Genomic DNA, 11183 nt, shown 5'->3' with positions numbered 1-11183 from the left:
GGGTGATCTCGTCGCAGGTGTCGATGAAGCCGAAGCTGCGGACCCGGGAGAACTGGTCTTGGAGGGCCTGGGTCAGGTGGAGGGTGAATTCGGCGAAGCCGGTGACGGAGCCGGAGAGGTCAGCCAGGATCACCAGGTCGGGGCGGCCGTGTTTGCGGGCGCGCAGGACGGGGTCGATGGGGACGCCGCCGGTGGCCATGGAACGGCGCAGGGTGCGGCGCATGTCGATGTGGCCGCGGACGGATTTCTTGCGGCGGGCGGCGAGGCGGGTGGCGAGTTTTCGGGCCAACGGGGTGACCAGGCGGCGCATTTCGGCGAGGTCCTGTTCGCGGGCGCCGAGGAAGGTCGACGTGGTCGGTGGCGGATTCGACGCCGCGGCGGGCGATGTAGTCGGTGCCGCGCAGTTGTGCCGAGCGCAGCATGGCCTCGGTGCGGACGGTGGCGCGGAAGGCGTCGACGCGGCGTCGGGCTTCGATGGTGTGGACGGCGGTCGCGAGTTCGTCGGTGCCGCCCATGGTTTCGGCGATGCGGTCGATCAAGTCCTCGGGGCGGAGGGTCTTCATGGTCTGGTAGGAGGACCAGCCCATGCCGGAGCCGGTGCCGACGGGATTCGGGGTGCGGCCTGCTCCCGCGCCGCCGTAGCCGCCGAGTCTGGTGAGGGTTTCACGGGCCAATTCCGTTGTGGTGGTGCGCTCGTCGTCGGCCAGAACCGAGACGACGCGGTCGCGTAGGGCGTCGAGTGATTCCGGCTGCTCGGGCGGGTGCGGGGCGATGGTGTCGATGCCGAGGAAGTAGAGGTCGAAGAGTTGGTCGAAGACGGCGCGTTGGCCGTTGCGGCGCAACAGGGTCGCGGCCAGGCCGGAGCGGAGACGATTCGTGTCGGTCAGGCCGAGGGCGAGGATCGCTTCGGCGGCGTCGACGGTCTCGCTCGGACCGGCAGTGATGCCGTAGTCGCGCAGGACGCCGACGAAATCGACGAGCCTGTCGGTCATCGGCCGCGGGGTGTGGTCGGTGCCGCGGCTCGGGCGGCGCGCGGGCACTGTCATCGGCGGCTGCGCCCGACTTCGATGGGCTCGTCATCGGAAGGTGGGACCGCTGGCGCACGGTCGAGGTCGGTGGGCGCGATCCTCATCACGACCGTCACCGCGAACCGTCCCGGTCCGGGGTATCGAGCGATAACCGCTCGATCGCGATGCGATGGTCGGACTGGTATTTGAGCAGCACCCCCAGCGTCGAGCGCACCACACCGGTGGTCAGGTTCCGCGCGCCCAACGTCACCAGGGTTCGCGCCCAGTCCACCGTTTCGGCGATGGAGGGAGCTTTGCGCAGGGACAGTTCGCGCAGCGCGCCGACGACCTCGACCGCGGCGGTCGCGGTGGCGGCGTCCAACTCGGGGACTCGCAGACGGACGATGGCGCGTTCCAGTTCCGCTGTGGGGTAGTCGATGTGGAGGTAGAGGCAGCGACGTTTCAATGCCTCGGACAGGTCGCGGTCGGCGTTGGAGGTGAGTGCGACGAAGGGTTTTCGGATCGCGCCGATGGTGCCCAGTTCCGGGATGCTCACCTGGAAGTCACCGAGTACTTCGAGCAGGAGGCCTTCGAGTTCGACGTCGGCCTTGTCGAGTTCGTCGATGAGCAGCACGGTCGGGTCGGGGTTGCGGATGGCGGCGAGCAGCGGGCGTTCGAGGAGGAATTCCTCGGTGAAGACGTGGTCGCGGGTGCCTTCCCAGCCGTTGTCGGCGGCGGCGGTGATACGCAGCAGTTGTTTGGCGTGGTTCCACTCGTAGAGGGCGCGGGCCTCGTCGATGCCTTCGTAGCATTGCAGCCGCACCAGGTCGGCGTCGGTGGCGGTGGCGACGGCTCGGGCCAGTTCGGTTTTGCCGACTCCGGCGGGGCCCTCGATGAGCAGGGGTTTGCCGAGTCGGTCGGCGAGGAAGACGGCCGTGGCGATATCGGTGGACGGCAGATAGCCCGCGGCGGTGAGCCGACGGGTGACCTCGTCTACCGAATCGAAGAACTTACTCATCGGTAGCCAGTGTAGAGCGGGGCGTCGGACCCGGTGGGCGCCCAGTCCGGCGCGACTCCGGGCGGAACGGCGACGAGCCTTTCTCAGAACCCCGAGGTCGCCGCCGTGACCCGACCGGAGGCGACGGCGTCCTCCAATTCCCGATGGTCGATCAACGTCTGATCCGCGTAGCCCATCGCGAAGTCGGCCATGGCCCGGTCGAAGGCGTCACCGCTGCCCAGATACGCCGCGATCGCGACGCGGTCACCGGAGCGGGCATGGGCGCGGGCCAGGGTGTGACCGCACAGCATCGCGTATTTGGACAGCGCGCCGGGTGACAGGTTCTCCAGAACCGCCGAGCCCTTCATATCGCGCAGTTGCCGCCAGTAGAAGTAGCGGCCGTTGGGGCCGGTGGCCCAGCCGAGGAAGATATCGCTCGCGGCCTGCATGAGACGCTGGCCGTGCACGACGCGGTGGCCCTGGTGTTTGAATTTGCTCGCGGTCAGATGCGGTGCGAGGACGGAGGTTTCGGCCTCTTTGACCTGGAGGAACAGGGGACTTCCGGTGTCGCGGTCGGCCATCAGGCCGACGAAGCATCGGGTGCCGACGCTACCGACGCCGACCACTTTGAGCGCGAGGTCGACGAGTTCGTGACGGTCGAGCAGGATCCGGCGTTCCTCGGGGAGGGTTTTGCGGTAGGCCGCGAAAACCGCCGAGATGTCGAGCGCCTCCGGTTCGTCGATGCGCACCAGAAGCGGCGGCCGGTGCCGGATGCGGGGGACGCCGTTCTCGTCGAGCTCGGTGAGTTTGGAGAACGCTTGCAGGCTGGTGTGCGAGCGTGCCGTGCTCAGCGCCTTCTCCACGCCTTCGCGCCGCTTGGGTTTGCGCACCAGTTCGGCGACGGCGTCGGCGTTGACCTGGAGGTACCACACCGCCATGCCGTCCATCTCGGCCAGCCGGAGCATATGTTCGCGGTATCCGCGCGCGGCTTCCATCGCGGCGTACTCGGCCTTGGTGTCGCTGTATCCGTTACTCCTCGCGGCGACGGCGACACTGGCGACGAGCCGTTTGACGTCCCATTCGAACGGGCCCGGCAGGGTTTCGTCGAAATCGTTGAGGTCGAAGACGAGGGCGCGTTCGGGTGAGGCGAACAGGCCGAAGTTGGACAGGTGGGCGTCGCCGCACAACTGGACGATCAATCCGGTGTTCTCGGTGGTGGCCAGATCGGCCGCCATGATCGCGGGGCCGCCGCGCAGGAAGGGAAAGGGCTCGGCGACCATCCGCGCGTATCGGATCGGGACCAGTTCGGGAAGCCGGGTCCGGGCCTGGCGTTCCAGGATGGTGATCGGGTCGGTGCGGTTCTTCGGTGGCTGCCAGCCCCCGAGGGCCGAACGTGGTACTCGTTTACGGGCCGCGCGCCCCTTCTCGACCCCGGAACCAGCGTTCAGCACACCGACCGAATCTGTCATCCGCTCAGTCTTGCCCGGTGGATGCGACATCGCAAGAGTGTTGACCGGATGGGCGTGTTAGGCCAGGTGGGATGGGAACTCATACGGTTCGCCGAAGATTAGCCAGACCGGTCGACGTGCCGAGCTGCCGCGCTCGAGCACGAACGGCACGGATTTCGAGCCCGCGGCAGCCTTTCTCAGGGCTTCGCCCCATCCCCGTGCGTCCGAACTCATACCGAAGGATGAATTTTCTCCGGAATCGGGCGATGACCGGTGACCTTTCGATCCGGGTGCGGCACAGTGTGTTCGTGCGGTGGCCGCCGCGTCGGCGAATCGGTCGAGGTTTCCTCCCCTCGGTTTCCGGCCACGCCGCCCGCTGGCAACGACGCCGCGAAGGCAGGCGACGTGCCGAATTTCGAGAAGTTGGAAGGTATTACGTTGTTCACGACGAGAAAATCCCCCACCTCCCGCCGGCTGCTGGCGGGCTTGGCCGTCGCGGGCGCGCTCGCCGCGGTTCCGGTCACCGTCGCGGCAGGGCCCGCTTCGGCCGATCAGCGTCCCGAGGTCACCGACGTCAAGCACGACAGGCGGGAATGCCGCCACGGCGACCTGTTCGACAATCCCTGGTCGGACCTGTGGGACGACCCGCGGCACGGACCGCGTGACCATTGCGATCCCTGGGATCGGCACGACCCGTTCGACAAACCGTTCCGTCCGCACCGCCCGCACGGCCTGTTCGGCAGCAGCTAGAAACGCCGATGGCCCGCTCCCATCGGGAGCGGGCCATCGCGCTGTGCCGCTATGACACCGTGACTCAGGCGGTTTCGGTGATCGGGCGATCGACCCAGCTCATCAGGTTGCGCAGCTTGGCGCCGGTGACCTCGATCGGGTGCTCGGCGTTGGCCTTGCGCAGACCCTCGAGCTCCTTGTTGCCGCCCTCGACGTTGGCGACGAGGCGCTTGACGAAGGTGCCGTCCTGGATGTCCTTGAGGATGTCCTGCATCCGCTTCTTGGTGTCGGCGTCGATGACACGCGGACCCGAGACGTAGCCGCCGAATTCGGCGGTGTCGGAGACCGAGTAGTTCATGCGCGCGATGCCGCCCTCGTACATGAGGTCGACGATCAGCTTCAGCTCGTGCAGCACCTCGAAGTAGGCCATCTCCGGCGCGTAACCGGCCTCGACCATGACCTCGAAACCGGTCTTGACCAGTTCCTCGGTGCCACCGCAGAGCACGGCCTGCTCACCGAACAGGTCGGTCTCGGTCTCTTCCTTGAAGGTGGTCTTGATGACGCCGGCGCGGGTGCCGCCGATGCCCTTGGCGTAGGACAGCGCGAGCGCCTGGCCCTCACCCTTGGGGTCCTGGTCGATGGCGATCAGGGCGGGAACGCCCTTGCCGTCGACGAACTGGCGGCGAACCAGGTGGCCGGGGCCCTTGGGCGCGACCATGCCGATGGTGACCTCGGCGGGCGGCTTGATCAGGCCGAAGTGGATGTTGAGGCCGTGGCCGAAGAACAGCGCGTCGCCGTCCTTCAGGTTCGGCTCGATGTCGTTGGTGAAGATGGAGGCCTGCGCGGTATCGGGCGCGAGCACCATGATCACGTCGGCCCAGGCCGAGACCTCGGCGGGGGTGCCGACGGTGAGACCGGCCTCTTCGGCCTTCGGACGCGACTTCGAACCCTCGGCGAGACCGACACGGACCTCGACGCCCGAGTCGCGCAGGCTCAGCGAATGCGCGTGGCCCTGGCTGCCGTAGCCGATGACAGCGACCTTGCGGCCCTGGATGATCGACAGATCGGCGTCGTCGTCGTAGAACATCTCGACTGCCACTGTGGTTCCTTCCGGGATGATCCCCGCCCGAGGCGGGGCGCACCGCGCTGCTTGCGCCGTGCATTGGTTGTCAATTCGTACATATCGAAATCAGATCCCCGCGGCGGCGGGGAAGGCGCGATGCGCCGACCGTCGATCGCAGCCAACACTAGCCGCTGGCCGCGATCGACCGATCAGGCCCTGGCACGTGGTCGTAATGGACGCCCTAGCGGGTCGCGGTGATGGACTTGGGTCCGCGACCGACGGCGACCACGCCGGACTGCACGATCTCGCGAATGCCATACGGTTCGAGCATTCGCAGCAGTGCGTCGAGTTTGGACCGGGTTCCGGTCGCCTCGACGGTGAGCGCGTCCGGGGACACATCGATGACCTTGGCGCGGAACAGCGTCACGGCCTCGATCACCTGGGTCCGCACACTGGCGTCGGCGCGCACCTTCACCAGGATCAGTTCGCGGGCCACCGAGGCGTCGGCGTCCTGCTCCACGATCTTGATGACGTTCACCAGCTTGTTGAGCTGTTTGGTGACCTGCTCCAGCGGCAGATCCTCGACGGTGACGACGATCGTCATGCGGGAGATCTCGGGGAGTTCGGTCCCGCCGACCGCCAGTGACTCGATATTGAACCCGCGCCGCGAGAACAGGCTCGCGACCCTCGCCAGCACGCCCGGCTTGTCCTCGACGAGAACGCTCAGGGTGTGGGTCGTACTCATTCGCTCACCTGGTTCTTCTCTTGCGCGGCCTGCCCCTGGGCCAGGGCCTCGTGGATGACCGCGGGCTCGGCGGCCTGCTCGTCCTCGTCGAAGAGCGGACGGATGCCGCGCGCGGCCATGATCTCGTCGTTACCGGTGCCCGAGGCGACCATCGGCCACACCTGGGCGTCCTTGCCGACGATGAAATCGATCACCACCGGGCGGTCGTTGATGGACTGCGCCTCGCGGATCGCGGCCTCCACGTCCTCTTCCTTCTCCACCCGGATGCCGACGCAGCCGAGCGCTTCGGCGAGTTTCACGAAGTCGGGGATGCGCAGGGTGTGGGTTCCGAGATCGGTGTTGGAGTACCGCTCCTCGTAGAAGAGGGTCTGCCACTGCCGGACCATGCCCAGGTTGCCGTTGTTGATCAGCGCGACCTTGATCGGCACGCCCTCCACGGCGCAGGTGGCCAACTCCTGGTTGGTCATCTGGAAGCAGCCGTCACCGTCGACCGCCCACACTTCCTTGTCCGGCGCGCCCATCTTGGCGCCCATGGCGGCCGGGACGGCGTAACCCATGGTGCCGAGACCACCGGAATTGAGCCAGGTGCGCGGCTTCTCGTACTTGATGAACTGTGCGGCCCACATCTGGTGCTGGCCGACGCCCGCGCAGTAGATGGCGTCGGGTCCGGCGAGCCTGCCGAGCGCGTCGATGACGTATTCCGGCGACAGCGAACCGTCGCTCGGGGTGCTCCAGCCGAGCGGGTAGCTCTTGCGGATGCCGTCCAGGTACTTCCACCAGGCGGCCAGATCCAACTTCGGCGGGCCCGCCGGATCGGATTTGAGCGTTTCGATCAGTTCGGCGATCACCTCGCGGCAGTCACCGACGATCGGCACGTCGGCGTGCCGGTTCTTGCCGATCTCGGCGGGGTCGATATCGGCGTGGATGACCTTGGCACCCGGCGCGAAGGAGTCGAGCTGACCGGTGACGCGATCGTCGAAACGCGCGCCGAGGGTGATCAGCAGATCCGACTTCTGCAACGCGGCGACCGCGCCTACGGTGCCGTGCATACCCGGCATGCCCATGTTCAGGTCGTGGCTGTCCGGGAACGCGCCTCGGGCCATCAGCGTGGTGACCACCGGGATTCCGGTCAGTTCGGCCAGTTCGAGCAGTTGGGGCGAGGCGTCGGCCTTGATGACGCCGCCGCCGACGTAGAGCACCGGCTGCTTGGCCTCGAGGATCATCCTCGCGGCCTCGCGCACCTGCTTGCCGTGCGGTTTGGTGACCGGACGGTAGCCGGGCAGCCGCATCTCCGGCGGCCAGCTGAAGGTGGTCTGGGCCTGCAACACGTCCTTGGGGATGTCGACGAGCACCGCGCCGGGTCGGCCGGTCGCCGACAGGTAGAACGCCTCCGCCATGATGCGCGGGATGTCGATGCCCTCGGTGATGAGGAAGTTGTGCTTGGTGATCGGCATGGTGATGCCGGAGATATCGGCTTCCTGGAACGCGTCGGTGCCGATCAGGCTGCGCCCGACCTGGCCGGTGATGGCCACGATCGGGACCGAGTCCATCTGGGCGTCCGCGATGGGGGTCACCAGGTTGGTCGCGCCGGGGCCGGACGTGGCCATACACACACCGACCTTGCCGGTGGCCTGGGCGTAACCGGTGGCCGCGTGGCCCGCGCCCTGCTCGTGGCGCACCAGCACGTGGCGCACCTTGGTCGAGTCGAAGAGGGGGTCGTACACCGGAAGGATCGCGCCGCCGGGAATGCCGAATACGGTGTCGACGCCGAGCTCCTCGAGCGCACGGACGACGGACTGCGCGCCGGTGACCCGCTCGGGCGGGACCTGGCGGCGGTTCGCCGCGGTGGTGGCCGCTGTCGCGGCTTGCTGACTCGAGGGCGCAGGCCTGCGGGCCGATGGCCCGGGCCGTGCGGTTGGTGCACTCACCGTCTTCGTTCCTAACTGTTCTCGTACTCGACCCCGGACAAATGCTGATCAATTCGACATGACCGACAAACACGGGCGGACTTTCGCCCGAACACAAAAAAGCCCCCGTCAGCACAGGGCTGAACGAGGGTGGCGCGTCGCAACGCGAGCTGACGTATTCGACTCAGGCAGTCAGGCTCAACGCTGGACGCGCCGGCCGAGTACGAGCAACTGGTTTCGATTCACGCGCACGACGTTAAGCGGGCGTGAACCGATGAGTCAAACAGATGACCCAGTGCGTCCCATTATGTGGGACAGTGCGGTTGCTTGTGTCCGTTCACCAGGATGCGAGGATGGTGGTGTGTCATCACCGCATCAGTCCGTGCCACCTACTGAATCGTCCCACACCGTGCCCGAGGGATCGGATACGGGTAGTTCGACCGAGCACGACCGGCCCGCGCCCACGGCGAAGGTCATCAGGACCCCGCGCCTGGCGTTTCTCGGCGTGGTCGTGCTGCTGCTCGGCACTTTCTTCTTCTTCGTCGGCGCGCCCGCCTTCCTCTGGTGGCTGATGTCACTGCCGGTAGCGGTGGGTGTCTGGGTGCTGCGCACGCAGACCACCGTGTCGGAATCCGGGCTCGATCCGCGCACCGTGTTCGGGTCACGGCATCTGGATTGGGCGCAGGTCGAAGGGCTGCGGATTCCCAAGCGCGGCTTCGTCCGGGCGCACCTGACCGACGGTTCGGAGGTGACGTTGCCCGCGGTGAGCTACGACCGACTCCGGGACCTGATCACCGCCTCCGACGGACGGATTCCCGACCTGTTCACCGCGGCGGAGGAAGCCGAGGAACGGGCCTGGGCCGAGCGCGCGGCCGCCGAGAAATCGGACGAGGAGGCCGCCGAGAAGACGGCTCCGGAGACCGAATCGAAGGCTCCCGACGACACCGCCGACGAGCGAGACTGACGGCCACACCCACTCTTTCGTGTGACGGATGACACGAGTGGTGAGAGCCACATCCGCGCCGCGATAGACTGGTGACGCTCCGCACATCGGCGCGCATTCCGGTGACACACTCCGAATCGCGCGCCGCCGAGACGGTTTCGGGACCGACACCTCCCCGATGACACCGCCCGCGCCGACGACAACCCTCGCGGCGACACCGAAAGCCCGACGACAGCACGGTAGGCCGGGCACGCCGAACGGCGGTGACCACCGCGAAACCCCTCCGCACGACACTCGTGACCGCCCGTCTCCCCTCGGCTCCCGCCGACGGTGAGCGGGCCCGCCGGGAGTACCGTGGGGTGGCCGGCGAGCCGGCGCCGCGCTGTCGCACATCAGCCCCCGCGACCCATCGAGGACCTTCCATGCCACCGCTTCGTTCACGTACGACCACCATCGGCCGCAACGCCGCCGGAGCCCGCGCCCTGTGGCGGGCCACCGGTATGACCGACTCCGATTTCGGTAAGCCGATCGTCGCCATCGCGAACTCCTACACCCAGTTCGTCCCCGGCCACGTGCATCTGAAGGATGTCGGCGAGATCGTCGCCGCCGCGGTGCGCGCCGCCGGTGGCGTTCCGCGCGAATTCCACACCATCGCGGTCGACGACGGTATCGCCATGGGCCACGGCGGCATGCTGTACTCGCTGCCCTCGCGCGAGATCATCGCCGACTCGGTCGAATACATGGCCAACGCCCATACCGCCGACGCGCTGGTGTGCATCTCCAACTGCGACAAGATCACCCCCGGCATGCTCAACGCCGCGATGCGGCTCAACATCCCGGCGGTGTTCGTCTCCGGCGGTCCGATGGAAGCCGGTAAGGCGGTCGTGGTCGGCGGTGTCGCGCAGGCGCCGACCGACCTCATCACCGCGATCTCGGCCAGCGCCAACCCGGACGTGTCCGAGGACGGGCTGTCCGAGGTCGAGCGCAGCGCGTGCCCGACCTGTGGTTCCTGCTCGGGCATGTTCACCGCCAACTCCATGAACTGCCTCACCGAGGCGCTCGGACTCGCGTTGCCCGGCAACGGTTCCACGCTGGCCACCCACGCCGCGCGCCGCGCGCTGTTCGAGCGGGCGGGCACGGTCATCGTCGATATCGCCACCCGCTGGTACCGCGACGACGACGCGTCGGTGCTGCCGCGCAATGTCGCCAACGCCAAGGCCTTCCGCAACGCGATGGCATTGGACGTGGCGATGGGCGGTTCGACCAACACGGTGCTGCACACCCTGGCCGCCGCGCAGGAGGGCGAGGTCGACTTCGATCTCGAGACCATCGACGAGATCAGCCGTCGCGTGCCGTGCCTGTCCAAGGTGTCGCCGAATTCGGATTACCACATGGAGGACGTGCACCGCGCCGGTGGCATCCCCGCGATCCTGGGCGAACTGCGCCGCGCCGGACTGCTGGAGACCGACGTGAGCACGGTGCACACGCCGAGCTTCGACGAATGGCTCGACACCTGGGATATCCGCTCGGGCAAGGCCTCCGAGGAAGCGATCGAACTGTTCCACGCCGCACCGGGCGGGGTGCGGACCGTCGAACCGTTCTCGACCGAGAACCGCTGGTCCTCGCTGGACACCGACGCTTCGGGCGGCTGCATCCGCGACAAGGAACACGCCTACACCGTGGAGGGCGGCCTGGTCGTGTTGCGCGGCAATATCGCTCCCGACGGCGCGATCCTCAAGACCGCGGGCATCGACGAGGACTTGTTCTCCTTCCAAGGCCCGGCCGTGGTGGTCGAGTCGCAGGAAGAGGCGGTCTCGGCGATCCTGGGCAAGAAGATCAAGCCGGGCGATGTGATCGTCGTGCGCTACGAGGGCCCGTCCGGCGGTCCCGGTATGCAGGAGATGCTGCACCCCACCGCGTTCCTGAAGGGCGCGGGTCTGGGCAAGGTGTGCGCGCTGATCACCGACGGACGTTTCTCCGGCGGCACCTCCGGATTGTCGATCGGGCACATCTCGCCGGAAGCGGCGAGCGGCGGTGTGATCGGTCTGGTCGACAGTGGCGATCAGATCCGCATCGACGTCGCGAGCCGCACCCTCGAGGTGCTCGTGGACGACGCCGTGCTCGCCGAGCGCCGCGCGAAAATGGAAGCGTCCGAACGGCCCTGGCATCCGCTGGACCGCGAGCGCACCGTGACCACCGCGCTGCGCGCCTACGCCGCGCTCGCCACCTCGGCGGACAAGGGCGCCGTGCGGCGCGTTCCGTAATACCCGAAACGACAGCAATACCCGAAAACGACAGCGCCCCTCGATCCTTCGCGGATTCGAGGGGCGCTGCCGGCTGCGCG

General features: G+C 67.6%; 9 protein-coding genes and 1 pseudogene. 3 read left to right on the top strand and 7 right to left on the bottom strand.

What is annotated here, in order from left to right; genetic code table 11:
* The 4 genes and pseudogenes from JZ792_RS42370 to JZ792_RS31875 form a co-directional block, all read right to left on the bottom strand.
* Positions 1 to 310, bottom strand: a 310-nt coding sequence (locus JZ792_RS42370) for a VWA domain-containing protein (protein ID WP_254190644.1), incomplete at its 3' end; no start/stop codon positions are given.
* A gap of 535 nt (positions 311 to 845) precedes the next feature.
* Positions 846 to 992, bottom strand: a pseudogene (locus tag JZ792_RS43645) (hypothetical protein); the annotation flags it as partial.
* 148 nt (positions 993 to 1140) lie between these two features.
* Positions 1141 to 2025, bottom strand: a complete 885-nt coding sequence (locus JZ792_RS31880; protein WP_216916536.1) for an AAA family ATPase — start codon at positions 2023 to 2025, stop codon at positions 1141 to 1143.
* Between the two features lie 83 nt (positions 2026 to 2108).
* Positions 2109 to 3473 carry a DUF2252 domain-containing protein gene (locus JZ792_RS31875; protein ID WP_216916534.1) on the bottom strand — a complete coding sequence of 455 codons (1365 nt, stop codon included), beginning with the start codon at positions 3471 to 3473 and terminating at the stop codon, positions 2109 to 2111.
* 417 nt (positions 3474 to 3890) lie between these two features.
* Between JZ792_RS31875 and JZ792_RS31870 the strand changes: the two genes are divergently transcribed.
* A complete protein-coding gene (locus JZ792_RS31870) occupies positions 3891 to 4202 on the top strand; it encodes a hypothetical protein (protein ID WP_216916532.1) in 312 nt (103 codons plus the stop codon).
* A 64-nt stretch (positions 4203 to 4266) separates the two neighbouring features.
* Here JZ792_RS31870 and ilvC read toward each other — a convergent pair whose 3' ends face one another.
* The 3 genes from ilvC to JZ792_RS31855 all read right to left on the bottom strand — a co-directional run bounded on the left by ilvC (position 4267) and on the right by JZ792_RS31855 (position 7917).
* Positions 4267 to 5268, bottom strand: a complete 1002-nt coding sequence (gene ilvC / locus JZ792_RS31865) for a ketol-acid reductoisomerase (RefSeq protein ID WP_216916549.1) — start codon at positions 5266 to 5268, stop codon at positions 4267 to 4269.
* Between the two features lie 217 nt (positions 5269 to 5485).
* Positions 5486 to 5989, bottom strand: coding sequence for an acetolactate synthase small subunit (gene ilvN, locus JZ792_RS31860; protein WP_054814465.1), 504 nt, complete (start codon positions 5987 to 5989; stop codon positions 5486 to 5488).
* Positions 5986 to 7917: an acetolactate synthase large subunit gene (locus JZ792_RS31855; protein ID WP_216916530.1), complete on the bottom strand. Its 1932-nt coding sequence runs from the start codon at positions 7915 to 7917 to the stop codon at positions 5986 to 5988. The genes ilvN and JZ792_RS31855 overlap by 4 nt, the downstream gene beginning before the upstream one ends.
* Positions 7918 to 8305: 388 nt before the next feature.
* Between JZ792_RS31855 and JZ792_RS31850 the strand changes: the two genes are divergently transcribed.
* Complete coding sequence (locus JZ792_RS31850; protein ID WP_308165533.1) at positions 8306 to 8860, top strand: PH domain-containing protein; 555 nt, start codon at positions 8306 to 8308, stop codon at positions 8858 to 8860.
* A gap of 401 nt (positions 8861 to 9261) precedes the next feature.
* The gene (gene ilvD / locus JZ792_RS31845; RefSeq protein ID WP_216916528.1) at positions 9262 to 11103 is read left to right on the top strand and encodes a dihydroxy-acid dehydratase; all 1842 of its coding nucleotides are present in this window, start codon (positions 9262 to 9264) and stop codon (positions 11101 to 11103) included.
* The last annotated feature ends 80 nt before the right edge of the window (positions 11104 to 11183 follow it).

Origin of the sequence: Nocardia noduli, assembly GCF_019038455.1 — a bacterium.
GTDB lineage: Bacteria > Actinomycetota > Actinomycetes > Mycobacteriales > Mycobacteriaceae > Nocardia > Nocardia noduli.
Note: the sequence above shows the minus strand (reverse complement) of the source record. Positions and strands in the feature narration are given on the sequence as shown.